The 26,585-nt window shown below is 62.6% G+C and carries 22 protein-coding genes; 7 read left to right on the top strand and 15 right to left on the bottom strand.

Annotated features, from left to right (window positions below; all coding sequences use genetic code 11):
- The first annotated feature begins 2 nt into the window (after positions 1–2).
- The 3 genes from ACE3SS_RS01500 (at position 3) to ACE3SS_RS01490 (ending at position 4,675) form a co-directional block, all read left to right on the top strand.
- Entirely contained in the window at positions 3–842 is an 840-nt protein-coding gene (locus tag ACE3SS_RS01500; RefSeq protein ID WP_374590545.1) for an endonuclease/exonuclease/phosphatase family protein, read from the top strand.
- A 41-nt stretch (positions 843–883) separates the two neighbouring features.
- The gene (gene clsB / locus ACE3SS_RS01495; RefSeq protein ID WP_374590543.1) at positions 884–2,194 is read left to right on the top strand and encodes a cardiolipin synthase ClsB; all 1,311 of its coding nucleotides are present in this window, start codon (positions 884–886) and stop codon (positions 2,192–2,194) included.
- A 69-nt stretch (positions 2,195–2,263) separates the two neighbouring features.
- The gene (locus tag ACE3SS_RS01490; protein ID WP_374590541.1) at positions 2,264–4,675 is read left to right on the top strand and encodes a UvrD-helicase domain-containing protein; all 2,412 of its coding nucleotides are present in this window, start codon (positions 2,264–2,266) and stop codon (positions 4,673–4,675) included.
- Here the strand turns inward: ACE3SS_RS01490 and ACE3SS_RS01485 are convergent.
- Both ACE3SS_RS01485 and ACE3SS_RS01480 read right to left on the bottom strand, forming a co-directional pair.
- On the bottom strand, positions 4,659–5,495 hold the full coding sequence (locus tag ACE3SS_RS01485; protein ID WP_374590539.1) for a BPSS1780 family membrane protein: 837 nt from the start codon (positions 5,493–5,495) through the stop codon (positions 4,659–4,661). The genes ACE3SS_RS01490 and ACE3SS_RS01485 overlap by 17 nt on opposite strands.
- A complete protein-coding gene (locus ACE3SS_RS01480; RefSeq protein ID WP_374590537.1) occupies positions 5,488–6,447 on the bottom strand; it encodes a homoserine kinase in 960 nt (319 codons plus the stop codon). Before ACE3SS_RS01480 ends, ACE3SS_RS01485 begins: the two co-directional genes overlap by 8 nt.
- Positions 6,448–6,541: 94 nt before the next feature.
- Here ACE3SS_RS01480 and polA point away from each other — a divergent pair, with 94 nt between their 5' ends.
- Complete coding sequence (polA, locus tag ACE3SS_RS01475; protein WP_374590535.1) at positions 6,542–9,304, top strand: DNA polymerase I; 2,763 nt, start codon at positions 6,542–6,544, stop codon at positions 9,302–9,304.
- 126 nt (positions 9,305–9,430) lie between these two features.
- Here the strand turns inward: polA and ACE3SS_RS01470 are convergent, their stop codons facing one another.
- From ACE3SS_RS01470 to ACE3SS_RS01430, 9 genes are all read right to left on the bottom strand, one after another.
- Positions 9,431–9,757 carry an SCP2 sterol-binding domain-containing protein gene (locus tag ACE3SS_RS01470; RefSeq protein ID WP_374590533.1) on the bottom strand — a complete coding sequence of 109 codons (327 nt, stop codon included), beginning with the start codon at positions 9,755–9,757 and terminating at the stop codon, positions 9,431–9,433.
- A gap of 41 nt (positions 9,758–9,798) precedes the next feature.
- The gene (locus tag ACE3SS_RS01465; protein WP_374590531.1) at positions 9,799–10,470 is read right to left on the bottom strand and encodes an acetoacetate decarboxylase family protein; all 672 of its coding nucleotides are present in this window, start codon (positions 10,468–10,470) and stop codon (positions 9,799–9,801) included.
- Between the two features lie 119 nt (positions 10,471–10,589).
- Positions 10,590–10,946 carry a hypothetical protein gene (locus tag ACE3SS_RS01460; RefSeq protein WP_374590529.1) on the bottom strand — a complete coding sequence of 119 codons (357 nt, stop codon included), beginning with the start codon at positions 10,944–10,946 and terminating at the stop codon, positions 10,590–10,592.
- A gap of 12 nt (positions 10,947–10,958) precedes the next feature.
- The gene (locus ACE3SS_RS01455; RefSeq protein WP_374590527.1) at positions 10,959–11,930 is read right to left on the bottom strand and encodes an SDR family NAD(P)-dependent oxidoreductase; all 972 of its coding nucleotides are present in this window, start codon (positions 11,928–11,930) and stop codon (positions 10,959–10,961) included.
- Positions 11,927–13,201, bottom strand: coding sequence for an acyl-CoA dehydrogenase family protein (locus ACE3SS_RS01450; protein WP_374590525.1), 1,275 nt, complete (start codon positions 13,199–13,201; stop codon positions 11,927–11,929). The genes ACE3SS_RS01455 and ACE3SS_RS01450 overlap by 4 nt, the downstream gene beginning before the upstream one ends.
- 55 nt (positions 13,202–13,256) lie before the next feature.
- Positions 13,257–13,937: a molecular chaperone TorD family protein gene (locus tag ACE3SS_RS01445; protein ID WP_374590523.1), complete on the bottom strand. Its 681-nt coding sequence runs from the start codon at positions 13,935–13,937 to the stop codon at positions 13,257–13,259.
- Positions 13,938–13,949: 12 nt separating this feature from the next.
- The gene (locus tag ACE3SS_RS01440; RefSeq protein WP_374590521.1) at positions 13,950–14,594 is read right to left on the bottom strand and encodes an ethylbenzene dehydrogenase-related protein; all 645 of its coding nucleotides are present in this window, start codon (positions 14,592–14,594) and stop codon (positions 13,950–13,952) included.
- Positions 14,595–14,596: 2 nt separating this feature from the next.
- Positions 14,597–15,673, bottom strand: a complete 1,077-nt coding sequence (locus tag ACE3SS_RS01435) for a 4Fe-4S dicluster domain-containing protein (protein ID WP_374590520.1) — start codon at positions 15,671–15,673, stop codon at positions 14,597–14,599.
- 59 nt (positions 15,674–15,732) lie between these two features.
- Complete coding sequence (locus ACE3SS_RS01430) at positions 15,733–18,633, bottom strand: molybdopterin-dependent oxidoreductase (RefSeq protein WP_374590518.1); 2,901 nt, start codon at positions 18,631–18,633, stop codon at positions 15,733–15,735.
- 237 nt (positions 18,634–18,870) lie between these two features.
- On the opposite strand from ACE3SS_RS01430, the gene ACE3SS_RS01425 reads away from it, so the two are divergent.
- Positions 18,871–19,974, top strand: a complete 1,104-nt coding sequence (locus ACE3SS_RS01425) for an AraC family transcriptional regulator ligand-binding domain-containing protein (protein WP_374590516.1) — start codon at positions 18,871–18,873, stop codon at positions 19,972–19,974.
- A gap of 7 nt (positions 19,975–19,981) precedes the next feature.
- Here ACE3SS_RS01425 and ACE3SS_RS01420 read toward each other — a convergent pair whose 3' ends face one another.
- The gene (locus ACE3SS_RS01420) at positions 19,982–20,935 is read right to left on the bottom strand and encodes a helix-turn-helix domain-containing protein (RefSeq protein ID WP_374590514.1); all 954 of its coding nucleotides are present in this window, start codon (positions 20,933–20,935) and stop codon (positions 19,982–19,984) included.
- Positions 20,936–21,142: 207 nt separating this feature from the next.
- On the opposite strand from ACE3SS_RS01420, the gene ACE3SS_RS01415 reads away from it, so the two are divergent.
- Entirely contained in the window at positions 21,143–22,219 is a 1,077-nt protein-coding gene (locus ACE3SS_RS01415) for an amidohydrolase family protein (RefSeq protein WP_374590512.1), read from the top strand.
- A 154-nt stretch (positions 22,220–22,373) separates the two neighbouring features.
- Here the strand turns inward: ACE3SS_RS01415 and ACE3SS_RS01410 are convergent, their stop codons facing one another.
- The 3 genes from ACE3SS_RS01410 to epsE are packed head-to-tail and all read right to left on the bottom strand — an operon-like array spanning position 22,374 to position 25,600.
- Entirely contained in the window at positions 22,374–23,291 is a 918-nt protein-coding gene (locus ACE3SS_RS01410; RefSeq protein ID WP_374590510.1) for a polysaccharide biosynthesis tyrosine autokinase, read from the bottom strand.
- A gap of 14 nt (positions 23,292–23,305) precedes the next feature.
- Entirely contained in the window at positions 23,306–24,739 is a 1,434-nt protein-coding gene (gene epsF / locus ACE3SS_RS01405) for a chain length determinant protein EpsF (RefSeq protein ID WP_374590508.1), read from the bottom strand.
- Positions 24,740–24,796: 57 nt separating this feature from the next.
- Entirely contained in the window at positions 24,797–25,600 is an 804-nt protein-coding gene (epsE, locus tag ACE3SS_RS01400; RefSeq protein WP_374590506.1) for a polysaccharide export protein EpsE, read from the bottom strand.
- A gap of 466 nt (positions 25,601–26,066) precedes the next feature.
- Between epsE and ACE3SS_RS01395 the strand changes: the two genes are divergently transcribed.
- Positions 26,067–26,516, top strand: coding sequence for a hypothetical protein (locus tag ACE3SS_RS01395; RefSeq protein ID WP_374590504.1), 450 nt, complete (start codon positions 26,067–26,069; stop codon positions 26,514–26,516).
- Positions 26,517–26,585 lie beyond the last annotated feature (69 nt).

Here is a 26,585-nt window from a genome sequence, read left to right as displayed (position 1 = left end):
GCATGTCGGGCGGTCGTCATTTTTCAGCCAGTCATTTTTCTCGCTCGCGCCTGGGTGGGGCCAGCGGTCACAGCACCAGTCGCCTGACGTCCACCACGCTGCGCGTGGCCACCTACAACATCCACAAGGGTGTGCGGGGCATGGGGCCGAACAAGCGGCTCGAAATCCACAACCTCGGCCTGGGGGTGGAGGCGCTGGATGCCGATCTGGTCTTTTTGCAGGAAGTGCGGCGCTTCAATCAACGAGATGCGAGACGGTTCGAGCGCACCTGGTTCGGTTGGCCCGATCAACCGCAGGCCGACTTCCTGGCGCCCGAGGGCTATGAGGTGGCCTACCGCACCAATGCCTACACCCGCGACGGCGAGCACGGCAACGCGCTGCTGTCGCGCTGGCCGCTGGGCGATGTCGGGCACCACGATGTGTCCGACCACCGCTTCGAGCAGCGCGGGCTGTTGCATGTGCCGGTGCGGTGGCGGGGCATGCAGGTGCACACGATCGTGGTGCACCTGGGGCTGATCCACGGCAGCCGCTTGCGGCAGATCGAGAAGTTGACGCGCTACATCGATCAGCACGTGCCGCCCGAATCGCCCGTCGTGGTGGCGGGCGACTTCAATGACTGGGGCGAGCGGCTCGACAGCGGCATGGGCGTGGCCGGCTTGCAGCGCGCGCATGCGCCCAAGGGCGGCCGCGAGCTGACCTACCCCTCGCGCGTGCCGGTGTTCGCGCTTGATCGCGTCTACACCCGCGGCCTGAAATGCCTGTCGACCTTCGTGCCGCGCGGCTCGGCGTGGGCGCGCATGTCCGATCATCTGCCGCTGGTGGTGGAGCTGGAGCCCGCGTGAGCGGCCCAACCGGCGAGCATCGTTAGCCAGGCCTGCCAAGCATGTCGCACCACCCGAACGAGCGCTCGCATCTGCTGCAGCAGGCCGCCTGGTATGTGCAGCCGCGCCCCTTGTTCGTCGGCAGCAACGACATCCGCCTGCTGCGTGGTGGCGATGCGCTGTTCCCGGCCATGATCGACCAGATCGAGCGCGCCGAGCGCGAGGTCTGGCTCGCCACCTACATCGTGCACAACGATGCCGCCGTGCAGGCCCTGACGGCGGCGCTCGCGCGGGCCGTGCGGCGCGGCGTGCAGGTGCATGTGGTGGCGGACGGCTTCGGCTCGCTGCACACCGTGAGCAGCACGCTGGCGCATTGGGCCGCGGCCGGGGTGGCGGTGGCGGTCTACCGCCCGGTGCGTGGCTGGTGGAACTGGCTCAAGCCCGGGCATTTGCGCCGCCTGCACATGAAGCTGTGCGTGGTCGATGGCCAGGTCGGTTTCGTGGGCGGCGTCAACCTGATCGATGACCGCATCGACCTGCGTCATGGCAGGTCTGAACAACCACGGCTCGATTACTCGGTGCAGGTCAGCGGCCCGGTGGTCGCGCCCATCGAACAGACGACTCGGGCCATGTGGACTCGGGCGCAAGTGGGGCGGGACTGGCGCGACGAGCTTGCCGAGCTGATGCGCGGCCCCGGCCGGCTGGTGCGGGCGCGCGGCCTGATGCGGCAGTTGCGCATGGGCCTGGCGCAAGATCGTCGCGAGGCGTTCACCGAGGCCGCGCACGCACAAGCCCCGATGCGCGCCGCCTTCGTGGTGCGCGACAACCTGCGTCAGCGCCGCACCATCGAGCGCAGCTACATCGACGCCATCGCGCGGGCCCGGCAGCGCATCGATCTGGTGTCGCCTTACTTTTATCCCGGGCATGCGTTTCGGCGCGCCTTGCGCAAGGCGGCCCGGCGCGGGGTGCAGGTGCGCCTGCTGCTGCAAGGCAAGATCGACTACCGCTTCGCCGCCATGGCCGCCCGGGTGCTCTACGGCGAGTTGCTGGGGGCGGGGGTGCGAATCTTCGAGTACACCCCGGCCTTCTTGCACGCCAAGGTGGCCATCGTGGACGACAGCTGGGCCACGGTGGGCAGCTCCAACATCGACCCCCTGTCGCTGCTGGTGAACCTGGAGGCCAACGTGATCGTGCGCGACTCCGGCTTCGTGGCCGAGCTGGCGGGCGAGCTGGACGTCGATTTCGCTGCGTCCAGCGAAGTGCCGGCCACGCAGGCGGGCGGCTCGACGTGGGCCGTGCGCGTGCGGCGCGGCCTGGTGGCGTGGGCGGCCAACCTGTATCTGCGCATCGCGGGTATCAACGGGCGATATTGAGTCGCGCCATTGACGGGGTCTGATTGACGCCATGCCGTCTGCCTCGGCACAGGCTTCTAAAATTCGCGGATGAGTGCCCCGACCAGCGACCACCCCGATCTGTTTGCCGCCCCCGCGCCGGCAGCCATCCCGACCCATGCCAACACGCTGTTGACCGGGTTGAATCCCGAGCAGTTGGCCGCCGTCACGGCGCCTGCCGGGCCGGCCTTGATCCTGGCTGGGGCGGGTTCGGGCAAGACGCGGGTGCTCACCACGCGCATCGCCTGGCTGCTGCAGACCGGCCAGGTCACCCCGGCGGGCGTGATGGCGGTCACCTTCACCAACAAGGCGGCCAAGGAGATGCTCACGCGCTTGTCGGCCATGCTGCCGATCAACACGCGCGGCATGTGGATCGGCACCTTCCACGGCCTGTGCAACCGCTTCTTGCGCGCCCACTGGAAGCTCGCCGGCCTGCCGCAGAGCTTTCAGATCCTCGACACGCAAGACCAGCTCTCGGCCGTCAAGCGCGTCATCAAGGGCCTGGGCTTTGACGAAGAGCGCTGCGTGCCCAAGCAGACCTCGTGGTTCATCTCGGGCAGCAAGGACGATGGCCTGCGTCCGAAAGATATTCAACCGCGCGACGAACTCGGTCGCATGCAGCTGGCGGTGTATCAAGCCTATGAAGACCAATGCCTGCGAGAGGGCGTGGTCGATTTCGGCGAGCTGATGCTGCGTACCTACGAGCTGATGCGCGACCACGCCGAGCTGCGCGAGCACTACCAGCGCCGCTTCCGGCACATTCTGGTCGATGAGTTTCAAGACACCAACCGCCTGCAATACGCCTGGCTGAAGATGTTCGCCGGGCGCGAGGCTAGCCTGTTCGCGGTGGGTGACGACGACCAGAGCATCTACGCCTTCCGCGGTGCGCAGGTCGGCAACATGGCCGACTTCGAGCGCGAGTTTCGCGTGCAGAACGTGGTCAAGCTGGAGCGCAACTACCGCAGCTTCGGCAATATCCTCGACACGGCCAACGCGCTGATCTCGCACAACACGCGGCGCCTGGGCAAGAACCTGCACACCGATGCGGGGGCCGGCGAGCCGGTGCGCGTCTATGAATCGACCAGTGACTTCGGCGAGGCGCAGTGGTTCCTGGACGAAGCGCGCCTGTTGCATCGCGACGGTCTGCCGCGCAGCGAGATCGCAGTGCTCTACCGCAGCAATGCGCAGTCGCGGGTGATCGAGTCGGCGCTGTTCAACGCGGGCATTCCGTATCGCGTGTATGGCGGCTTGCGCTTCTTCGAGCGCGCCGAGGTGAAGCACGCGCTGGCCTATCTGCGCCTGATCGAGAACGCCAACGACGACACCAGCTTCTTGCGTGTGGTGAACTTCCCGACGCGCGGCATCGGGGCGCGCACGCTCGAGCAATTGCAAGACGCCGCGCGCAGCAGCGGGCGCAGTCTGGCGCAGAGCGTGACGGCGGTGAGCGGCAAGGGCGGCGCCAACCTCGCGGCCTTCCTGGCGCTGATCGATGCGATGCGCGACGCCACGCGCGGCCTGACGCTGCGCGAAATCATCGAGCACGTCATCGAAGCCTCGGGGCTGGCTGACCATTACCGGCTTGAAAAAGAAGGGCAAGACCGCCTCGAAAACCTGGTCGAACTGATCAACGCGGCCGAGGCCTTCGTGACGCAGGAAGGCTTCGGCAAAGACGCCGTGGCCTTGCCGGTCGATGAGCAACCGGGCGCGATCGCCGTGAGCGACGACCCCGCCGTGCCGACTGCTGTGGCCGCGGTTGATCAAACGCCTGATGCCGAAACCGGCGAGATCATGTCGCCGCTGGCAGCCTTCTTGACGCACGCCGCGCTGGAGGCCGGCGACAACCAGGCCCAGGCGGGGCAGGACGCTATCCAGCTGATGACGGTGCACGCTGCCAAGGGGTTGGAGTTCGACGCGGTGTTCATCACCGGGCTCGAAGAGGGCTTGTTCCCGCACGAGAACTCGTTGAGCAGCGCCGATGGCATCGAAGAAGAACGCCGCTTGATGTACGTGGCGATCACGCGGGCACGCAAGCGGCTCTACCTCAGCTTCAGCCAGACGCGCCTGCTGCACGGCCAGACGCGCTACAACGTCAAGAGCCGCTTTTTCGACGAGTTGCCCGAAGACACGCTGCGCTGGATCACGCCACGCAACCAGGGCTTCGGCTCAGGCTTTGCGCGCGACTACCAGCAAGCCTGGAGCAGCGGCAAAGGCATGGGCTCGGTGGTGGGGGCGGGGCGCGTGGATGCCCCCGCCGCAGCCCCCAGCTTTGGCGCGGCGCCGATGCAGCGCGCCAACCCGCAAGGCCTCAAGGTGGGCAAGGGCGTGTTCCACACCAAGTTCGGCGAAGGCGTGGTGGTGACGCTCGAGGGCAGTGGCGACGATGCCCGCGCGCAGATCAACTTCGGGCGCCACGGCCTGAAGTGGCTGGCGCTCAGCGTGGCCAAGCTCACGCCGATCGATTGATCGAATCGGGCGCCTTCTGCTCGAAGCAATCGACGATGCTGAAGTACAGCGAAGCGTAGAACGAGGCGCCGAAGATCACCGCGATCGGGATCATTGCCAGCTCCAACGCCTGTGGCGATTGAAGGGCGGTTGCCAGCGTGGCGGCGATGGTGGCGGCCATGAACACCACGCCACCCCAGGCCAGCCCGAACATCGTGAAGGCCCACCGGTTGTGCCAGCAGGCCATGATGCTGAAGAACAGCGCCTTGCCCACTGATTGCCCGGCCCACTGCACCAGAGCCGGGGCATGCCAGAAGGCGATCGATACCGGCACGTAGGCCAGCATGGACAGCAGCATGGCGCGCAGCAGGGCGGGGTCTTGCAAGGCTGCTTCGCGGGCAGCGTCGGTGCCGTTGAGCAGATCTTTCAGGGCGGTGGTGTTCGACGCCGTGGCCGCCAGCAGCACGAGCACGGCGGCCACGCAAACGCAATACAACAGTCCCAGTTTGATCTGTGCTTGTCGTCGTTGGGGGGCGGCGCGCCATACGTCGATCAGGACGGTCACGCCGAAGCGTTGCCCGGATAGCGTGAATTGCACCGCCCGCATGAATGCCAGCGTGATGGTCGGCGTGAGGGCGATGACGGCCACCGTGCCAATCACCGGGATGCTCATCAACAGCATGCCCGCGAACACCACGGCGCCGTAGAGTCCGGCAAAGCCCAGTGGCTGCTGGAAGAAGGCGCGCAGACCATGTTTCACCCACAAGGACCCCTGCAGGGCCGGCACCACGCGCAGCTTGACGCCAGTCAGCGGCACATCGGGTTTGGCGGCATCAACCACGTCGATAGCTCCAGGGGGCGTCGCGACGCAGGCGCAGCACGCGCTCGAAGTGTGTGGGGTCGTGCGGCTTGAGCAGGGCGGCTTCGCGCGGCAGGTGCCAGTCCCACAGGCGCGAGCACCAGAAGCGCAGGGCGCCGGCGCGCAGCAGGGCGGGCAGCAGCGCGATCTCGTCGTCGCCCAAGCGGCGTTCGGCGTCGTAGGCCGCCACCATGGCCTGGGCGCGGGGGGCGTCGATGGCGCCACTGGCCAAGTCGATGCACCAGTCGTTGAGGGTCACGGCCAAGTCGAACAAGAAGGTGTCGCAGCCGGCGAAGTAGAAGTCGAAGAAGCCGGCCAACTGGTCGCCGTCGAACATCACGTTGTCGCGGAACAAATCGGCGTGCACGGGGCCGCGCGGCAACGCGGCGAACGAGGGCGACGCGGCCAGCTCCTGCTGAAAGCGCAATTCGCTGGTGATCAGATCGCGCTGCGCGGCATCGACGTAGGGCAGCAGGGTGGGCACCACTTCTTGCCACCAGGCCAGTCCGCGCAGATTGGGTTGCTGTTGCTCGTAGCTCTGCCCGGCCAGGTGCATGCGGGCCAGCATGGCGCCCACCTGAGCACAGTGCGGTGCCTGGGGCGACAGCTGGTTGGCGCCGCGCAGCCGCGTCACCACGGCGGCGGGCTTGCCTTTGAGCGCATGCAGGATCTCGCCTTGCGCGTCGGCCTGCGGGTCGGGCACCGGAATGCCGTGCTGCGCCAGGTGCTTCATCAGATGCAGATAGAACGGCAACTGCGCGGCGGTGAGGCGCTCGAACAGCGTCAGCACGTAGTCGCCGCGCTCGCTCGAAACGAAGTAGTTGGTGTTTTCGATGCCCGAGGCGCAGCCCTTGATGGACGTGAGCGTGCCCAGATTCAAGCGAGCAAGCAGTTCAGCGGCTTCGGACGCCGTCACTTCGGTGAAAACAGCCATGGGGTGTGAGCGTGGAGGGGGACGTGCAGGCCGCATTGTAGAAGTCGTTCGCGGCGGGCGCGTCGCTTGGCTGGGTCGGCGAAAATGCCGGCCCATGAGCAATACCCTTTTGCTGGTCGACGGCTCCAGCTATCTCTACCGTGCCTATCACGCCATGCCCGATCTGCGTGGGCCGCAAGGCGAGCCCACCGGCGCCACGCATGGCATGGTCGCGATGTTGCAGCGCTTGCGCCAGCAGGTGAAGGCCACTTGGGCGGTATGCGTGTTCGACGCCAAGGGGCCGACGTTTCGCAACGAGTGGTATGCCGACTACAAGGGGCACCGCCCGCCCATGCCCGAGGATCTGGCCAAGCAGATCGCGCCCATCCACGAGGTGGTGAAGCTGCTGGGCTGGCCGGTGCTGGAAGTGCCCGGCATCGAGGCGGACGACGCCATCGGCACGCTGGCCCGGGTGGCGGCGCAAGCGGGTGTGGACGTGGTCGTGTCCACCGGCGACAAGGACCTGGCTCAGCTGGTCAACGAGCGCGTCACGCTGGTCAACACGATGAGCAACGAGACGCTCGACGTGGCCGGCGTCATCGCCAAGTTCGGCGTCCCGCCCGACCGCATCATCGATTACCTGACTCTGATTGGCGACGTGGTGGACAACGTGCCGGGCGTCGAGAAGGTCGGCCCCAAGACCGCCGCGAAATGGATCGCCGAATACGGCTCGCTCGATGGCGTGATTGCTGCCGCGTCGACCATCAAGGGCGTGGCCGGCGAGAACCTGCGCAAGGCGCTGGACTGGTTGCCGCAAGGGCGCCGGCTCATCACCGTGGTGACCGATTGCGACCTCAGCGCGCAGGTGGCCAACTGGCCCAGCCTCGACGCCCTGGTGCTGCAGCAGCCGGACGCCGAGGGCTTGCTGCGCTTTTACACCCAGTACGGCTTCAAGACCTGGCGGGTCGAGCTCGAGAAGTCGCTGGCGGCGAGCGCGGCTTCGGTAGGCGGTGCCGGTCAGACGGCGGACCTGTTTGGCGCGCCGCCCGACGCACCCGTGGCCGCGCCGCTCGACAAGCACTACGACACCGTGCTCGACTGGCCGACGTTCGAGCGCTGGCTAGGCTTGATCGAGTCGGCCGAGCTGGTGGCGCTCGACACCGAAACCGATTCGCTCGACGCGATGCAGGCGTGCATCGTCGGCCTGTCGTTCAGCGTCAAGCCGGGCGAGGGCGCATACATCCCGCTGCGCCACAACGGCCCGGGGGCGCCCGATCAATTGCCGCTCGACGACGTGCTGGCGCGGCTCAAGCCCTGGTTCGAGAACGCGGCGCGGCCCAAGCTCGGGCAGAACATCAAGTACGACACCCACGTGCTGGCCAACCATGGCATCGCGGTGCGCGGCTACGTGCACGACACCATGCTGCAAAGCTACGTGCTGGAGGCCCACAAGCCGCACAACCTCGAAAGCCTGGCCTCGCGCCATTTGGGCCGCAGCGGGCTGAGCTATGAGGCGCTGTGCGGCAAGGGGGCGAACCAGATCCCGTTTGCGCAGGTCGACGTGGAGCGGGCGTCCGAGTACTCGTGCGAAGACAGCGACATGACGCTGCACGTGCACCAGACGCTGTGGCCGCGCCTCGAAGCCGAGCCGGGCATGCGCTTCGTGTACGAGCGCATCGAAATGCCCGCGTCGCGCGTCTTGCAGCGCATCGAGCGGCACGGCGTGCTGGTGGACGCGCGGCTGCTCAATCAGCAGAGCGCCGAGCTGGCGCAGCGTTTGATGGCTTTGGAGCGCGAAGCGCACGAGATCGCCGGTCAGCCGTTCAACCTGGGTTCGCCCAAACAGATCGGCGAGATCCTGTTCGGCAAGCTGGAGTTGCCGGTGGTGAAGAAGACCGCCAGCGGGGCGCCGTCCACCGACGAGGAGGTGCTCGAAAAATTGGCCGAGGACTATCCGCTGCCCGCCAAGATCCTGGAGCATCGCGGTCTGGCCAAGCTCAAGAGCACCTATGCCGACAAGCTGCCCTTGATGGTCAACCCGGCCACCGGGCGGGTGCACACCAACTACGCGCAGGCCGTGGCGGTAACGGGGCGGCTGGCGAGCAACGAGCCCAACTTGCAGAACATTCCGATCCGCACCGCCGAGGGGCGTCGCATCCGCGAGGCCTTCATCGCGCCGCCGGGGCATCGCATCGTTTCGGCCGACTATTCGCAGATCGAGCTGCGCATCATGGCGCACATCAGCGAAGACCCCGGCCTGCTGCGGGCGTTTTCAATGGGCATGGACGTGCACCGCGCCACGGCCGCCGAGGTGTTCAACATCGCGCCCGACCAGGTGACGAGCGAGCAGCGCCGCTACGCCAAGACCATCAACTTCGGGCTGATCTACGGCATGGGCGCGTTCGGGCTGGCGCAGTCGCTGGGCATCGAGCAGAAGGCCGCGCGCGACTACATCGACCGCTACTTCGCGCGCTTTGCCGGCGTCAAACGCTATATGGACGAAACCAAGGCGCGCGCGGCCGAGCGGGGCTACGTCGAAACCTTCTTCGGGCGCCGCATCGAGCTGCCCGAGATCCGTGGCGGCAACGGGCCGCGTCGCGCCGGGGCCGAGCGTCAGGCCATCAATGCGCCGATGCAGGGCACGGCGGCCGACCTGATCAAGCTGGCGATGATCGCCGTGCAAGGCGAGCTGGACGCGCAAGGCAAGCGCACCAGGATGATCATGCAGGTGCACGACGAACTGGTGTTCGAGGTGCCGCACGACGAGGTCGAGTGGGTGCGTGCCGAGGTGCCGCGCGTGATGGCCAGCGTGGCGCAGCTCAAGGTGCCGTTGCTGGCCGAAGTCGGCGAGGGCGACAACTGGGATCAGGCGCACTGAGATTGAGGGGCGGCGCGGCCAAGGCAATAGAAAAAATGGCCCAAGGGTGGAAGCCACCCATTGGGCCCAAGTTGCCGAGAACAGACAGGATTCAAAATTTCATAGAAGAAGTGCAGGCTTTACCGCTCAAACCTTGCCCAGCAGTACATCGGTGTTGAACAACGATGGAATGCGCTGGGCAAACATGCGGTCACCTTCGACTTTGAGTTTGCCGGACATGAATGCCGCCATGCCTGAAAGCTCCCCCCGGAACAAGGCTACGAGGTTGTCGTCCGAGATGGTGAATCGCACGTCGAACGGGTCGGCGTTGCCCTCATGCACTTCGCACTTGCCGTGGTCGAGGACAACGTAGCAAGGGTGCGTGATGTTGTATTGCCAAGTCTTTTTGATGTTTGCCGTGGCAGTCGGGATCATCGCCAGCGGAAAGCGATTGATGATGTCATTGGGGCTCATGAAGCGTCTCCTGTGATGTCGAGATAGAAACTGGAACCGTATTAACGGGTGCGAAACGGCGCGAGCTTGGCCTGGAAGAATGGGCCCACGGGCCAGATGCGGATGGGGGGCTTGGTCAGGCTGCCGCCCATGTCGCAGGTGCGGATCGAGCCGTGGAATGCAGGGCCGGTGGTGTGTCCGATGGGGTCGAACTCGCTGGGCGAGAGCGTGACCCGGATGTCGGGCACCTCGTTGGCGTGATGCACGGTTTCTTCGGGGCGGAACATCACCAGATGGCCAGGGAAGAACGTCAGCAGATGGCGCATGTTGATCCACCACTGGCCAGCGCCCGGGCGTGGCCGGCTCAAGGGCTTGCCAATCGATCCTTCGATGTGAAAAACCTCTTGGCCGCGCCGCCAGGCTGTGCCCACGAATCGTTCGCCGTCTTCGGTGTATTCAATCTTGGCCATCTTTTTGGGATAACCCAGCAGTTCGCGGCCATTGATCAGGTGCAGGTCGTCGTCAACGAGCATCCATGGGCAATGGAGCATCGGAAAGAGCCCGAACAGCTTGACTTGAATCATCAGTCCGACCTCGTGGTAGGGGTTGCCGAATACGCATTCGGGGTAATGCGCCACGAAAACCGTGGCGATCGGTTGCTTGGGGATCGTCAGCGGGAACGGCACCCACTCCTTGACCACCTCGCGCTCGACAGGCACGTCGGCAAATACCATGCGGGCGTTGATCCACCATGGGCTTTTATGCAGTACGCCGTGGCGGCGCCATGCGCGTAGACCTTTGGCAATGTTTGAGAACACGGGGCGCTCCTATAGATGCATGTGGTGCAGTGGTGTCAGGGGGCAGGGCGCTGACAGGCTGGCGATTCGGGATCAAGCTTCGAAAACTCGGCTTGCATGGCGCGCAGTTTCAGGTCGTTGATGTGCGCAAGCGGAAAGGCTGACAGACGCTTCATCGTCAAATGTCTGGCCAGGCTGATTTGCGGCGAGCCAACCATGGCTGCGGCACCAAATTTGTGGATGAACAGTTCGCGCGTGCAGGGCGTATCGAGCAGTCGACCCAATGGGGTGGTGTCGACGCTGAAGCGCTTTCCGTCAACCTCGTTGGCCGCCCCCGGCCACAGACCCATCCAGTGGGTTGCGCCGAGCACGGCGACGACTGCCACGGCGCCCACGATCCATTTCTTGCTCATGTGTCTTCTCCTTTATCGATGTGGGGGGCATTCGACGAAATCGACGCCCGTCGCGAGGCTGTGAACGAAGGCTGATTCGCGGTCAACGCTGATGGCGTCGGGGTTGCGTTGCTCGGTGATTTGTGCCGCACGTGCGCGAATGGCCGGGCCGATCAGGTCTGTGTGTGGCAACACCCAGAAGCGCCGCTGCTCCATGGCTTCAAATACATGATCTGCCACGGCCTGTGGCGACAACACCTGCAGGGGCTGTTCCAGCGGAATGGGAGGCAAACCTTCCGTCGGTGCCTCGTAATGTTCGACGCCCGGTTGGTTGCGGTCTGCATAGGCGATACGTGTATCAACCGCTGCCGGGCAGAGCACCGACAAACCGACTGACGACTTCACGGCGTGCAGCTCGCGGTAGATCGACTCCGACAGCCCTACCACCGCGTGTTTTGATGCCACGTAGGCGGCACCACCGGGCACGCCCATCAGGCCTGCTGCTGAAGCTGTGTTGACCACATAGCCGGCGTTGCGCTCGACCAGCCCAGGCAGGAAGGTGGTGATGCCATGAATCACGCCGCCCAGATTGACGCCAACCACCCAGGACCAATCGCTGTTCTTGAGTACCCACGACAGGCCGGGCTTCGCGACCCCGGCGTTGTTGACGATCAGCCATGGATCGCCCAGTTGGCTTTTTACGGCCTGGGCCAATGCCTGCACCGATTCGAGGCGAGAGACGTCGGTGATCACGCCGATGACCTTTTGTGCGCCGGCTTGCTGCACGCGCTCGATGGCGCGATCAAGCGTGCCCTGCTCGATGTCGGCCAGCGCAACCCGCATGCCGGCCTGAGCGGCGCGAAGTGCCAGAGCCAGGCCAATGCCGCTGGCGCCGCCAGTGATGACGGCCACGCGATCATTCAGATCAAGTGGCTCGCGCGTAAGAGAACTGCACATGTTGTGAACTCCGGTGAGATTCGGTTGGGCGATCGAGAACACGATCATTCGTTGTGATGGCGGTACCACTTGCTCAGGTGGCCGGCGGCTACCAGCCCCAACACATGGTTTTCGCCGTCTTCAACGGTTGCGGCCCGTGCGTCGCGATACATCTTTTCGAGCGGGTACTCACGCGTCAGGCCATTGCCGCCAAACAACTGCATGGACTCGCTCACGGCGGCGAGCGCGTGTTCGGTGACGGTGACCTTTGCCGTGATTGACGCCAGCACATGCGGCTGGCCGATCACGTTGAAATTGCAGGCGCGCTGCGTGATGGCGCGGCAGATTTCAACCTTCTCCCAGATCTTGTAGAGGCGAGCGCGAACACCTTGGTGATCGATCAGAACGGCACCGCCTTGCTTGCGTTGATGCACGTAGGCCAGGGCTTCTTCGTAGGCGGCGCGCGCCAGCCCTGAAAACACGCAAGCCATCTCCATGTTGGCCAGGGTGAACGAGCTGAAGAAGCTGCCGTTGAAGGTGCTCTCGTCGGCGAGCACATAGCGGCGTGGCACGCGAACTTCGTCAAAAAATACCTCGCCTTGTGGCAAGGCACGCTGGCCCAACTTGTCGAGTGGCTTGCCCTTCTTCACGCCTTTCTCGTCGAACGGAACAAACAGGGCGACACCACGCATCAGGCCGTTGGCGTCATACAAGCCATCGCCGTAGTCGGCTGGCACGTAGGCCAGCGCGCATTGCGCGATCGGCGCGCCTGAAACCCATGCGGAGCTCTGGCCGTTGAGGATGACCTCATCGGCTGTGACTCGAGCCGTGAGGTTGGGTTTGCCGTGACGGCGCCCCGGGTAAATCTCCTTGCCTTCGATGTCGGAGCAATCCGATCCGCGATCAGGCTGTGTGCCCACCCAGCAGCCGACGGCTGAGCCGAATCGCTCGATCAGCTCCGGGTTGCCCGTTTGGTGTGCTGCCAGGCCGGCAAAGCCGGTGCTGCCTGCCAAGATGGCCAGCCCTGCATCCCCCCAGCCGAGAATGCCTTGCACGATGGGCAGCATGCGCGCCATCTGTTCGGGCGTCATTGACAGCAGCCCCTCGGGGCCGATTCCCATGTCCTTGAGTTGCTGCAAAAAGCCGTGGATCGGCGATTCGGGCGCGATCACCTCTTCAGGCGTCATGCGGTCGAGCTGTCGTCCCAGCGGGCGCATCACTTCTTTGGCGAACGCGCTCGCCGCGTCGACGATCATGCGTTCGTCGTCGCTGAGCGGTGTTTCAAGCCCGCCCATCGGTAATTCGGGCAGGGGGATGTGAGTGAAGTTGAACTTGTCCATGGGGTGTCTCTTTCGGTGGGATTGAAAACAAGAGTGCTGATATGCAAGGCGAAGATCAGGCTGCACGAGCCAGTGGCCGACGTTGCTGGTTGAATTGCTGATCGGCGCGCACAAACTCACCCAGGGCTGCGGCACATGCTCCATAGGGGGTTTGGGGCGCCTTTTTTGCCAGTGCGTCGCACAGCCTGGGGATCCAGCGTGCGAGATGCCGGTCAATGAAATCGGCTTGCGCGGCAATCACGCTGGCCGCGTGCGTATCACTGGGGGCGGCCACTTCGAGCGCGCTCAGGTAGTGCATGAATTCAAGTTCGATGCCGATCCAGTCCGGCCACTCTTTGTTGATGCCGCCCAGCTCATAACGGATACCGAAATGCTCGTAAAAGCGGATCAGGTCTTCCCAGAGGCTGTCGGGAGATTCGCTCCGGTGATCCTTCTCGTGCAACGAAAGCATGGCGCGACCACTGCAGTTGTCGAACAAGCGCGTGTACGTGACGGGCAATTCGAGATCGGGTTCCGGGGCTTGCAATGACAGGAGCATGTCGATTGAGTAGGGCAGTTGCTCGCGCGCGCTTTCGAGCAATGGCCATGCATCGCATTGCACAAATGCCTGTTGTTCAGGTGAATCCGGATAAATGAATAAGCGACTGAACACCTGGTAGACCAGCGAGCGTGCGGCTTGGGCGCGCTTGATGCTGGGTATCTGCACGTAGACGTCTTCGCTCGTCGGTGTATTCATGGGGCACCCCTTTCAGCGAGCCAATTCAAGATCAATGAAGTCGCCCGAGAACGACTTGCGCCCCGAGCGTTCGGCGTTGCCTCCGTCCCATACGGCGAAGGCCACCCTGGTGCTTTGTCCAGGCACCAATCGCGCGTGCCCGTCGGGGCCTTGAAGTGATCGGCGCATGATCACCGTCCACCGGCTGCCGTCGTGGTGGGCGCTCGCGGCAAGATCGCCCGCCTCATCGGCCGGCAAACGGCGTGTGGCGGCAAAGCCTTCGGCGATCACGCAAAAAGGGGCGGGCTTGTTGGCGCGCCACAGCCAGGCATTGACCGGAGCCCCCTTTGCTCCCATCGTCATGGCGATTGATGTGCGCGCCAGCGGAAACATCACGGCCACTCCGTCGACGAACTGATTCAGCTCTTTGATTTGATCGTGTCGCGCCGATGCCCAGCGCAGCGCCACGGCCAGCGACGACCCGTTGTGGATGAATGCCACATCAAGATGCTTGATGGCGCCATGGTCGGTGCTGATGGCCAGAAACGGGGAGGCTGACTCCACCATCGCCAACGGCGTGGGCATCATGTCGAACGCCGTGAACTTGACTGCCGCCCAAGCTGAGGAGGCCGGATCGAGCAGCGCGTCGTTGCTGGCTTTGATTCGGATGGCTTGCATGATCACGACTCCTTGTTCGCGCCGGCTTGGGTGAGCGGGTCTTTGTCGAAACCGCCGAAGCGGTCTTTCCAGTTGTTGCTGATCAGGATGTCCATCAACTCGGACTTCTCGCCGCGGTGTTGCTTTTCGCGCTCGTCGCGCAGCACGGCCAGAGCGTCGATCACCCGGGGGCCAAACAGCTCCATGAGCTTTTCGTTGGGGATGCGGCTCTTGTCGGTGATTTCGCCCTCGCCGTCGAAGGCGCGCGATCCCATGGGCGGCACATAGAAGACATTGGGCTCGGTGCCGTATTCGGGGTGAAGCGGCAGAGCCACCTTCCACTTGTGGACGAGCTTGTGAACGAAGGTGGTTTCGTCGTCGATGTAGCCAAAGCAACGCACCCGACCCGGGCATTGACGGCTGCACGCTGGAGCAATGCCTTGCTCGATGCGAGGAAAGCACATGATGCATTTCTCGCTGGTTTGCGAAACCGGGTTGAAGTAGATCGCCTTGTAGGGGCAGGCTTCAACACAATGGCGGTGGCCTTTGCACTTGGTTTGATCCACCAGCACGATGCCATCTTGCTCACGCTTGTAAATGGCTTGCGTGGGGCAGGCGGCCAGACACGCAGGATTGGTGCAGTGGTTGCACATGCGCGCCAGATAAAAGAAGAACGCATTGGGCCACTCGCCGCCGCCCTGGTCTTCGTCCCAGTTGTAGCCCCAGTCGGGGTCTTGCCCATCGAGGTGGCGCTTGGGCTGCATGTGCACGCGCTGCCCATGGCCCTCGAACATCACTTCCTTTTGGTTGAATTGAAAGTTGTCGCCGGTCTCCGAGTAGATCGGTATCACACCGCGTTGGGGTTTGCCGTCCTTGAAGCCGCCGCCCTTTTGCTCGTAGTTGCGTGGATAGCCCGCTCCAGGGTAAGTGGTCACGTTGGCCCAGCGCATGTGTTCGGTGCCAGGGCGTTTCGTCCAGATGTTCTTGCACGCCACGGTGCAGGTCTGGCAGCCGATGCACTTGTTGAGATCCAGCACGGTGACGAGCTGGCGCTTGGCGTGACGCAGCTCACTCTTGCTGCCGCCGACGGTGTACGTCATGGTTCGGGGTCCTTTTTCAGGTTCTCTTGAGAGGCGCGGAAGGCGCAATGCCGCTGAGATCAGGCAGCCTTGCGAATGCCGGCACGCACGCCGCGATCAGTGGCTGGCTGGGGGCCGCCGTTCATCATGTAGTAGCGAAACTGCGTGTAGCCGCCGGCCAGATGCAGCGGTTTGGGCAGGCCGATCAGCAACGAGTCGTAGGGCTTCCAGCCTTTGTATTGGTAGGTTTCCCAGAAGTAGACGATGAGCTGACCCGGTTGCACGGCAGCAGCGGTGCGAGCCATCAGTCGGCTGTCTCCCAAATCGTTGAACAGCTCGACTTCATCGCCATCCTTGATGCCCAGGCGCTGGGCGTCTTCGTCGTTCATGTGCACCACGGGCTGGCCACGGTGCAGGCGCGACAAGAAGGAGTTGGACAGGTGAACCGAGTGGATGCTCACGCGCGGGTGCCCGCCGGTGAGCGTGAACGGGTAATCGCCACCCATGGGCGGGGCTGCCTTGTGGACGGGCAAGGCTTCTTGCGCCTCCACGTACCAGTCGTGGTCCAGGTAGAACTGCGCGCGTCGGGTGTGCGTGGGATAGATCTTTTTCTTGTCCACGTGCCAAGCGAAGCTGTAGAACGGCTTGGTGGGATCGAAAGCGTTGGCGGCGGCCAGAAGCGGGCGCCCTGTCAGCCCCTGGACTCTTACTTGCCCATCCTTGGCGAACTTCTCGTAGGTGTAGTCCTTGGGCATGACACCGAAGTGCGAGAGGATCTTGATTTGCTCTCTCAGGCAGTCTTCGTTGGTGACGAGGTGGCCCTTCATCGTGTAGGCGTCATGGAGATCGCCATAGCGGCGTTTCATGCCGAAGTGATCGGTGAAGTCCTGGATGCCTCGCGCAGCGGCACGCTCGCCGAGCTTTTTCATCAGCAGTGCAATGACCGTCCACTCTTCCTTGCACTCGCCGGGGGGCGCGACGGCACGGTCAACGAAGGTATAGAACGGGTTGCCTGTCGTGGCGTGGGTCATTTCGTGCTTCTCGTAGTACCACGCGCAAGGCAAAACGATGTCGCAGAACATGGCCGAGCTCGACATGCGGGCTTCGAGCGTGAAGAGCATCTTCAGCTTCGGAAAGAGATGCTCCGGATACATCTTCATGCCACCACGCTTGCGCCTCAGCGGGTTGTGGTTGATGAGCATGAGCACTCGAGGTGTCTTGTCGGCGGCAGGACGCAGCGAATCTTTGACCCACCATTTCTTGTCGATGGCCTCCTTGAGGTAATCCCCATAGACCTTCTTGGTGATCGGGTCGGCAGCAGAAGGGTGGTCGTAAAGCGGTCGATAGCCGGCCTGGTTGTACAGCCACAGCGAAGGGGTGACAAAGCCCATCAGCTCCGTTGCCGATTCGGTTGCGACGAGATTGGCCATTTCGTCGCTGGCATCCGGATCCGCCGCGAGCACGGATTGCTGGGCGATCCGCTCCATCTCTTCCATCTCATCAATACCACCTTGGTCCGCAGGCTTGGTCATGGCGACAAGGTAGGTGATGTGCTCCTCGGGGGTCGCGGCGATGGCGTATCCGGTGCCAGGCTTTCCCCAGTTGCCGCTGAGAGCCATGGCCAGATGGTGGGCGCGCTCCATCAGGTCGCCGTGGTAGTGCTTGCCCACGGTGAAACCGATATAGGTGCAGGTGCGCTTGGTGGCAATCTTGTGGCCCAGCTCTTTGATCAGCGAGGCCGGCACGCCGCTTTTCTTGGCGGCCTGCTGCGGCGTGTAGTCGCGAGCCAACTGAGTTTTGAGCTTGTCGAAAACCGGGCGTACCCTCACGCGCTGCCCGTTCTTCAGCAAGACTTCCAGGTGGCCCTCGAGTTGCGGTTGGTAATCCAGCGCCAGGGTGCTGCGGCTGGCGGCATGCAACTCTTGCGTGGCGGCGTCGAGGTGATAAAACTGATCGGCCTTGCCACCATCAACGTCCTGTGCCGACAAGAATTTGCCGGTGTCATCGCGCACGAGCAGCGGCAAATCGGTTTGCTCGCATACAAAGTCGCGGTGCACCAGGCCCTCTTCGATCATCACGTGGCAGCAGCCGAGCCAGAAGGCCGCGTCGGCCCCTACTTTCACGGGCACATGAAGGTCGGCGGCGGGCATCGTCGGGTTGTAGTCGGGTGCGACGATGGCAACCTCTGCGCCCTTGTAGCGGGCCTCCGTCAAAAAGTGGTATCCCGACGGATAGGTGTACGACCAGTTGCTGCACATCATGAAGATGAGCTGGGCGTCCATCAGGTTGTCGGCTGAGTAGCCTGATTGCATCTTGCCGAAGGTCTGCAGCGCGCCCATGTAGACGTCGCCGATGTCGATATTGATGTCGGGCATCACCGCATCAAGCAACGAGCTGGTGCGAAACGCGCCGCTCATGCCGATCGAGCCGCAGTGGTGATGCGGTGCATCGACTACGAAGCCGTCTGAGCCGTCGCTCAGATGCGCGTCAATGATCGAATCGGCAATTTCTTCAAGTGCCTGATCCCAGCTGATGCGTTGCCATTTGCCCTCACCGCGCTCACCGGCGCGTTTGAGTGGATACAGCACGCGTTCGTCGCCGTAGAGGTTGTTGTTGAACGCCGCCCCTTTTTGGCAGCCCATCGGGTTGTAATCGGGGTAATCGGGGTTGCACGACTTGGTGCGAGCAGCCTGCTCTTCGCGCCAGACGATGCCGTTGCGCACATACACATGAAACAGGCAGCACCCAACGGGCCAGCAGATATTGAGGTGCGAGCCGAACGTGGTTTTGTCCCACGTCCAATTCATCCGGTAGAGGTCTTCCCAGATCGCATATTTGGGCTCGGCTCCGGGCTTGAATGCATCTTCGAGCAAGCGCTCGGCCTGGTTCAGCCCGGGGGCCAGCGAGGGGAGCGACAGCGCCAGTGCGCCGGCGCCGCTGTGGATCAAAAAATCGCGTCTACGCAGGCTGTTGCCGAGCATCGCTGTGTCTCCTGTAATACACGGAACGTCTTGTGATGACGTCAGTGTGTTTTTCAGGGGAAAAAGCGAGCCCGCATTTCGTGACATGCGTTGTCCACTTGGTGACTCAAAACTGGTTACCAGGGGGTAACCCTTGCTCCAGGAGCAATGCACAGCGAGCAACGGCGGGGTGATGCGCGCTACGCTATGGCGCACACGAAAACAGGGGGCGCATGTGCCGCGTGCAGCTCCCTCGGCATGGATTGTTTTGGTTTCATCATGGTCGAGTCCCTTCCTCACGGCGGTCGTTCTTCGTCGCCAAACGTTGCATCTGAGCTCGGCTCTTTCGATGTGACGGGCCTGAGTCGTTTGACAACGTTCATCAGCGACATGGGCGGCAATCCGTACGAGGTGCTCAGGCAGTGCGGGATCGACGCGCGTCTGTTTGCCTCATCGGTCGATCAAGCCTTCAAGCGCGAACTGCCCATGAGCCAGGGCGCCGCCCTTTTGGCTCACACCGCTCGGCATTTGCGTTGTCCCGCGCTGGGTTTGCTGCTGGGAATGCACCTCGAACACGCCCTGTTGGGGCCGGTGGCGCTGCTGATGTTGCATGCGCCCACGGTTGAGATCGCGTGTGATCACCTCAAGCGCTTTTTGCATTTGCGCGCTATCGGCGTGCGTGTGAACGTGGGTATCGACAGGGGTGCTGCGCGGTTCGACTTTGAGCTACAGACACCCTACGGCAGCGACGGCGATTACCTGCACGACCTGTCGATGGCGAGCTTTGTCAGTTTCATGAAGCTGGCCTGTGGCAGCCAGTGGCGACCCGACGCCGTGAGCCTTGCGCGTGAGCGCCCCGAGCACGATGAACCGTGGCGAGAGCTTTTCGGGCCGATGGTGAGCTATGGACATGCCACGAGTTCGGCGTTGTTTCCGGCGCACTGGCTTGCTCATCCCGTGATCAGCGCCAACGCCGAAATCGAACAGGCCATGAAAGACTGCGTGTTGCGGCTCGAAGAGCAGCATCAGGGCGATGCGGTGGCGCAGATTCGTCGCGTGTTGCCGACCATGCTGCCGACAGGCGGATTCACTATCGAGCGCGTGGCTGAGCTCTTCGGCATGCACCGTCGCACGTTGCATCGAAGGCTCGCCAGCCAGGGGCTCACGTTTGAGAAACTGCTCGACGAAGCCCGTTTCGATATCGCGCAACGCGCGCTACGCTATACCGCCCAACCCGTGAGTGAGGTTGCGGCGATGTTGGGGTATCGGGACGTATCAGCTTTTTCTCGCGCCTTTCGGCGCTGGACCGGGCAAGTGCCCAGCGCGTGGCGGCAGCAACGCGCGGGCGATGTCGCCACATAGGGCGTCTTTACACAGTCTTTTGTTTTTGCGCTCGGTAGTGTTGTGGCGGCAGGCCCTCTATCACTTTGAAGGCGCGTGAGAAGTTGGCGCTATCCGTGTAGCCCAGGATGCGAGCAATATCTGAAATGCTGGCGTCCGGTAGGCTCAACAAACGCTGTGCCCGAAAATGCCTAATCTCTCGTGCCAAGGCACGAAAACTGAAACCTTCTGATTTGAGGTGTCGTGCAAAGCTGCGTACTGAAGTGTCCATGAGTGCAGCCAACTCAGCTTGGTTGGGTTGATGATCTTCAACTGCTTCGAGGATCTGGGCGATCCAGTCGCGCCAGCCGCTCATTGCTTCAAGCCTCTCAATCTGTTGGGCGCAGGCAAGGTGCGTTTCGGCCCAAAGTTGGGCCTGCGGTTTAGGCAGGGGTAGGCGGCACGTCGAGTCGCTCAGATAAATCCAAACACCGATTTCACCTTGCCCTGCAAGAAAATCAACCGTCATGTCTTTGAGTTCGACGTATCGCGCCGCATGAGGGGGCGGCGCCCAACTTGCCCTGACGTGCATGGACAACTGCTTGCCGGCAAGCAGTTGATGGCTGGTGCGGTGTGCTGAAACAAGCACAGTCTCTAGGGCCAAACAAACTATGTTGTAGGGTATGGGTCGCGTAGGCCTCCAGCTTATGTTCATGCCGCCATTGAAGGGCTCGCACTGCATCCGAAATGATGGGGTGACTAGCGGCATATAGGGGGCAAGACGGCGCAGCCCATCACCCAATGTGCTCGCTGCACTCAGCAGTCGTCCCAGTAGAGGATGTCGTAGAACATCGGTTTGCTGCCCCATCTCGAACCCCAGGTCACTGCGACCGGTGTGATGGGAAAAATCCATTAACAACTCGCCCATCATGGTGCGCGAAATGCGTGCCTCGGGCCAGTCGAGCGAATGTATCGACAGGTGGCGTCGGTTCAATACATCCATACACGTCGGATCAAGCCGTACAAGATGTCGAATCAAAGCTCCCAGGTGAAAAGCGGGTACGGCGTCTGGGTAAGGGGACGCTGCTACAACCAAAGACGTTCCCCTGATGCTACTTGCTTGGGTGGCAGCAAATGACATGCGTGATCAGCCGTGAATTTCGAGAATCTGCTCGACGACACAAACCCGTTAAGCAGGTAGACGCTCAGCATGATCACGACCACTTTTCCTCATCGCATTGATGTTCATCATCACGTTATCCCCCCGGCCTTTTCCAAGGCCATGGAGGATAGCGGACAGGTCTTGGTGGCTGGGGCGCCGTTGCCTAAATGGTCTGTGCAGCGATCACTCAGACTCATGGATTTGCAGGGCATCCAGACGGCGGTTTTGTCTTTGTCTGCTCCAGGCGTGTATTTTGGCTCTGAGCTGGCGGCGATTTATCTGGCGCGAGCTTGCAATGATTTTTGTGCGGATGTGGCTCGACGGTGGCCCGAACGCTTTGGCTTCTTTGCTGTGTTGCCTATGCCGTTTACAGGGCCGGCTTGTGCTGAGGCGGTGCGGGCTCTCGATATTTTGGGTGCTGATGGTGTGGTCTTGCTAGGTAGCACCGACGGACGCTTTTTGGGCGATTCGCATTTTGATGAACTGATGGCGGAGCTGGATCGGCGCGGAAGCACGGTTTTCGTTCACCCCAATTTGCACACTACCAGCCGGCAATTGAGTCTTGATATGCCGGGATTCCTGGTTGAGTTCTTGTGTGACACCACACGTGCGGCTACTAACCTGATCCTGTCTGGCACGATGGAGCGGTATTCCCGCATCCGCTGGATCCTGGCGCACGCAGGCGGATTTCTGCCCTACATCGCCTGGCGGTTGTCATTGGCCAACATGATGTCGGTAGGCAACGATAAGGCGCCTCATGGCGTGCTTACCTACATCCGGCGTTTTTGGTTCGATACCGCATTGTCGCCATCGCCTTACGCCATGGCAGCGCTCAACGAATTGGTCGGGCCATCGAAGATCCTGTTTGGTAGCGATTTTCCGTTTGCGCCTGAACCCGTTACAGGCTTGCAGATCCGTCAGATGGATTCGTTGGGTTGTTTTGATGCTGCACAAAAAATGACCATTGATCGTACTAATGCGCTGGCGCTATTTCCTAAGTGGGCTGTCCGTGGCGAATTACCGCATGATTTGCCGCCACACTCATCTGCAGGCTGGGCAACCCTGATCAAACGTTTGGCCATCAAGCCCGTGATCGCACTGGCAGACAGTGTGCGCAACCGTTGAGTTGCGACGGAATGGACGGACGAAACGAGTCGTTGTTATCGCCTCATCGTTACGGTCAAAGAGTTGTGCAGCGTCCTTATCGACGCCATCTCGTCTGTATCCTCGCAGTGGGAAGTTGCTCAGGTAAGCAAGGGGGCCAAATTGGGCAGACGGATCAGGCCTCCACCTCATTGAACACCGAGCCCACCACCTTGGCCGAGGTGTCCTGCAGGTCTTGCACCATGGCCTCGATGGCTTGCAGGCGCGAGCTTCCCTTGCGGGCCAGCACCAGGGCGGCCCCGCTGCGCGAGGCTACGGCCACGGCGTCGGCGCCATGGCTGGCCGCCGCGGTATCAACGATCACGTGGTCGAACTTGTTGATCAGCTCACGCATCAGTAGACCGAAGGCGGGGCGCTCGACAAGCTCCAGCGGGTTGGGCGGCACGTTGCCGGCCGGCAGCACGAACAGGCTCGGGAAGGCCGAGACGGCGCGGATCACGTTCTTGGTGGCGCGGCCCGACAGAATGGCCGACAGGCCCGTCGTGTTGTCGACGCTGAACAGCTCATGCTGGCGCGGGCTGCGCAGGTTGGCGTCGACCAGCAAGGTGCGGCCACCCAATTGCGAGAAAGTGATGGCCAGGTTGGCGGCGAAGTAGGACTTGCCGTCTCCTTCGTCCGGGCTGACCACGGCCAGGGCACGCTTGTTTTCAGTGTCCTTGAACAGCTTGTTGAGCAACTGGCTGCGGATCATCCGGAAGGATTCGGCCTGCCGCGAGAACGGCTGGTTGCCGGTAACCAGCTCCTTGTTGATCTTGCGATCGCTGTCGGTGGTGAAGGGGTAGTGGTATTGCTTCGACAGCGCGTTCAGCACGTCGTCGTTGCTGGCAAACCCCAGGGCCACCGCCGCCTCGCCGAAGCGCATGCCTTTGTCGCGCTGATAGGTGAGGATCTTCTCGACTTCTTCGGCCGACAGGTTCTTGGCCTGGCGGATGATGTCGCCGATCGAGTGGTCTTGAACGATGGTCGCGGGGTCGTCGTCCAGCGCGGCGGCGACGCTGTTGGAGAAATTCCGCGAATCTCGAAATACAGCCATCCAAACTCTCCGACTTATTCTGTTCCAGGGCTGGGCAAGGGGCGCAGCATGCGTTGTTCAAGCAGGGGGCCGCTGTCGCGGCTGCGGAACAACAGTGTCTTTTTCTTGCCGGGTGGCGTGAGACTGCCGATGACGGGCAGCGACAAGGTCTTGGTCAGGTCTTGCAGCGAGCGGATGCGGCGGTCCTTGAATTCGGCCACCAGCGCCGTCCCCATGGCCAGCAGCAGCCCCAGGAAGAACCCGCCGACGCTGTTGAGCAGCATTTTTGGCGAAGACTGCTTGATCGGCTCGACGGCCGGTGACAGCACGGCCACGTTGGGCAGCTTGTTTTCGCTTTCCAGGCTCGATTGACTCAGGCGCGCCAGCACGTTGTCGTAGGCTCGCTGGGCGTTTTCGACGTCTTTTTGCAAGATACCGATCTGGTCGCGCTGTTCCTTGAGCTGCAGCACCTTGGCCCGTTGCGCTTCGAGGGCGGCCTTGACGTCGGCTTCGCGCGATTGGTTGATGGCGTTCGTGACGCCCACGCCGCTGCCGACCTTGCGGATCTCGGTGGCCAAGCGCTCTTTGAGCTCCGCCACGCTGGCGCGGGTCTGGATCACCGAGGGGTGGTTCTCGCCCCAGACCGTCGTGGCTTGTTTGAGCTTGGCTTCTTCGCGCGACAGGTCGGCCTTCAGCGTCGAAATCAGCGTATTGTTCAGAACGTCTTGCAGTTGGTCGGTCGAGCGGGCCGCCTGGTTCTTGCGGCTGGTTGACTCGGCCGTCAGGGCCTGCAGTTGCACCAACTGGGTCGAGAGATCGCTCAGGCGGGCGCTTTCGATGTCGAGCCGTTCGTCGGAGGCGATGATGCCTTTTTCTTTCTGGTAGGCCGACAGCTTGGCCTGGGCCGCTTCGAGCTCTTCGCGCAACTGCTTGGCGCGCATGTCGAAGAAGCTCGAATATTGCTTGGCCGGGTCGGCGCGCAAGTCGAGGTTGGTGTCGAGATAGGCCTGAACGAAAGCGTTGGCCTTGAAGGCGGCTTCCTTGGGGGTGTCTGCCTTGTAGGTCACGTTGATCAGGTTGGACTCGCGCGAAGGCTTGACGTCGAGTTTTTTCTGCAGGCGTTCGGCCAGCCAGGATTCGATGCTGCCGGTGCTGTTGGTGGCCTCGGCCCATTCGAGGCGCACCTGCATGCTCTCGGCCAGACGCAGGTTGCGCACGACGCGCAGGGCGACCCGGTCGCTCTGGAAGATCTCGACCTGCGTGGCCATGAAGCCGGGGGTGGTCATGGAGCTGTAGGGGTTGGCCGAGACAGGATCGGGCTTTTGATCGACCACCACCACGGCCACGGACGAATAGGTCTTGGGCCAGACCAGGCTCAAGCCGATCACCAGCGCCAGCGTGCCGCCGAAGGCGATCAGCGCTGCCTTGCGGTGCGCGATCAAGATGGCGATGAATTGAGAAAACGACATGCCAGAACCTCAGTACCAGTCAGCAATCAGACAAAACAACGAAGCAGGCTCGATGCATCAGAAGAGGCTTTCCTTGATGAACAACACGTCGCCATCTTGCACTTCGTCGGTCAATTTGGGCTCCAGAACCTGCACCTTGCCGCCGGCATCACGGCGATGAATGCGCAGGCCCCGGTCGGTGCCGCGCAAGGTGGGGCCACCTGCTGCCGCCAAGGCCTGCATCACGCTCATCCCGCGCTCGAGACGGAAGTTGCCCGGGCGCTGCACTTCGCCGTACACGTAGACCATCGGAAAGCGGTCTACCCAAATCACGTCGCCGTTCTGGATGATCGGGTCGTTCGCCCGCTTGCCCGGCGCGAAGGAATCGGGCAGATCGATGACCTGACGGATCGATTGACCGTTGCGCTTGCCGGTCAGCACCACGAGGTCGCTGCCGGTGGCGGCGATGCCGCCCGCCGTGGCCAGCAGATCCGACAAACGCATATCGGCTGTTTCAAGAGGATATCGACCCGGTTTGTTCACATTGCCCAGAACAGAGGCCTGATTTCCGCGAAATAGTTCTACCAGAATGGAAACCTGGGGCTGTTTGACGAAATTGCCGGTGCGCAGGCTGTCGGCAATGAGTTTTTCGGCTTGGGTGATGGTCAGCCCGCCCACCTTGACCGCCCCGATCAGCGGAAAGCTGATCACGCCACTTTCGGAAACCCGGGTTTCGCTTTGCAGATCGGGGTTTTGATAAACCGACACCTTGATCACGTCGCCCGGCCCGAGCACATATTCGGCAATGTTGGTGGCCCGGGCTGTGCCGGAGGCAACTAGAAATGCGGCAGCCAGCAGCAGGAAATGGAGAAAACGCTTCATGGTGGATTTCGATCGTTCGGTCAGGCGGAGGATGGAAATAAATAAAGGCTGCAGGGTTCGATGATTTTGATGAGTCGATTCGGAATACTCATCGGGTATTACACGCGGCGGTGCTGCCAAATTCGAGAAGCAGCACACATTTCACTTGAAGGCCGCACAAATATTCCGGGTGCAAATGATCTGAGTGCCGGCCAGACCGCGGTGGAGGCAGTGTAGTTCGCGACTCCCGCCCCCTGGGGCTTGAATGCACCCTCAGATGGGAGGGCGTGATTCTCCTGATGCCAGCCAAGCAGGCTGCGGCAATTCGAGCAATATTGCACGGGTCGAGTTCCGCTCGCGTCGATCAGGAAAACCCGCGCCGCTCGGGCCGTTGTCACGGGCGCATCAGGCAAAGCCTGCTATCTTGTGCCGCCCGCTTGAGTTGGGCAATTCTGGGATGCCCGAGGGCGTGGGCTGGCCAATCAGCATGAATGCAACGAGTCGTTTCAGCGTCAGATGCCACGCGAGCCGTTCGGGCTCGCTGGCGTGGGCGTGGACGCTGGCCGTCTGCCTGTTGCTGGCCAATATGGCAGGGGCCTGGCACGGCGTGGCGCACGCGATGCCTCGCGGCGCTGGCGTGGCCGAATCCGCAGTTGCCGGGCTTGCCGGGCCTCTCACATCGGTAGCTCAGCCGAACTTGACTGGCAGCGAGTCGTCCTGGATCGACGCGTTGTTCGCGCATCACATGAAGGGCCAGGGGCACGCCGATTGCCTCAGCTTCGATCACCTCGCCCAGTCGCATGGCCTGCCCGTGGCCCAGCCGCAGTTGTCGTTGCTGGCGCGGGCCGAGTCTTGGTCGATGCCGAAGCCGGTGCGCCAGGCCCCGGTTCGCACGCTTCGCCCGTTCAACGCGCGGGCTCCTCCGGTTCTGGCCTGAACCGAATCCTCTCGTACTTTTTTTTCACACGCGGTGTGTCGGCTTGCCTGATCGGGTGGCCGTGTGCTG

Source organism: Aquabacterium sp. (assembly GCF_041915145.1).
Lineage (GTDB): Bacteria > Pseudomonadota > Gammaproteobacteria > Burkholderiales > Burkholderiaceae_C > Aquabacterium.
This window is presented reverse-complemented; position numbering and strand designations above follow the sequence as displayed.

Coding starts and splice junctions, on each gene's coding strand:
- ACE3SS_RS01500 (WP_374590545.1), top strand. CDS start 3: ATGTCGGGCGGTCGTCATTTTTCAGCCAGTCATTTTTCTCGCTCGCGC.
- clsB (WP_374590543.1), top strand. CDS start 884: ATGTCGCACCACCCGAACGAGCGCTCGCATCTGCTGCAGCAGGCCGCC.
- ACE3SS_RS01490 (WP_374590541.1), top strand. CDS start 2,264: ATGAGTGCCCCGACCAGCGACCACCCCGATCTGTTTGCCGCCCCCGCG.
- ACE3SS_RS01480 (WP_374590537.1), bottom strand. CDS start 6,447: ATGGCTGTTTTCACCGAAGTGACGGCGTCCGAAGCCGCTGAACTGCTT.
- polA (WP_374590535.1), top strand. CDS start 6,542: ATGAGCAATACCCTTTTGCTGGTCGACGGCTCCAGCTATCTCTACCGT.
- ACE3SS_RS01470 (WP_374590533.1), bottom strand. CDS start 9,757: ATGAGCCCCAATGACATCATCAATCGCTTTCCGCTGGCGATGATCCCG.
- ACE3SS_RS01465 (WP_374590531.1), bottom strand. CDS start 10,470: ATGGTATTTGCCGACGTGCCTGTCGAGCGCGAGGTGGTCAAGGAGTGG.
- ACE3SS_RS01460 (WP_374590529.1), bottom strand. CDS start 10,946: ATGAGCAAGAAATGGATCGTGGGCGCCGTGGCAGTCGTCGCCGTGCTC.
- ACE3SS_RS01455 (WP_374590527.1), bottom strand. CDS start 11,930: ATGATCGTGTTCTCGATCGCCCAACCGAATCTCACCGGAGTTCACAAC.
- ACE3SS_RS01450 (WP_374590525.1), bottom strand. CDS start 13,201: ATGGACAAGTTCAACTTCACTCACATCCCCCTGCCCGAATTACCGATG.
- ACE3SS_RS01445 (WP_374590523.1), bottom strand. CDS start 13,937: ATGAATACACCGACGAGCGAAGACGTCTACGTGCAGATACCCAGCATC.
- ACE3SS_RS01440 (WP_374590521.1), bottom strand. CDS start 14,594: ATGCAAGCCATCCGAATCAAAGCCAGCAACGACGCGCTGCTCGATCCG.
- ACE3SS_RS01435 (WP_374590520.1), bottom strand. CDS start 15,673: ATGACGTACACCGTCGGCGGCAGCAAGAGTGAGCTGCGTCACGCCAAG.
- ACE3SS_RS01430 (WP_374590518.1), bottom strand. CDS start 18,633: ATGCTCGGCAACAGCCTGCGTAGACGCGATTTTTTGATCCACAGCGGC.
- ACE3SS_RS01425 (WP_374590516.1), top strand. CDS start 18,871: ATGGATTGTTTTGGTTTCATCATGGTCGAGTCCCTTCCTCACGGCGGT.
- ACE3SS_RS01420 (WP_374590514.1), bottom strand. CDS start 20,935: ATGGATGTATTGAACCGACGCCACCTGTCGATACATTCGCTCGACTGG.
- ACE3SS_RS01415 (WP_374590512.1), top strand. CDS start 21,143: ATGATCACGACCACTTTTCCTCATCGCATTGATGTTCATCATCACGTT.
- ACE3SS_RS01410 (WP_374590510.1), bottom strand. CDS start 23,291: ATGGCTGTATTTCGAGATTCGCGGAATTTCTCCAACAGCGTCGCCGCC.
- epsF (WP_374590508.1), bottom strand. CDS start 24,739: ATGTCGTTTTCTCAATTCATCGCCATCTTGATCGCGCACCGCAAGGCA.
- epsE (WP_374590506.1), bottom strand. CDS start 25,600: ATGAAGCGTTTTCTCCATTTCCTGCTGCTGGCTGCCGCATTTCTAGTT.
- ACE3SS_RS01395 (WP_374590504.1), top strand. CDS start 26,067: ATGAATGCAACGAGTCGTTTCAGCGTCAGATGCCACGCGAGCCGTTCG.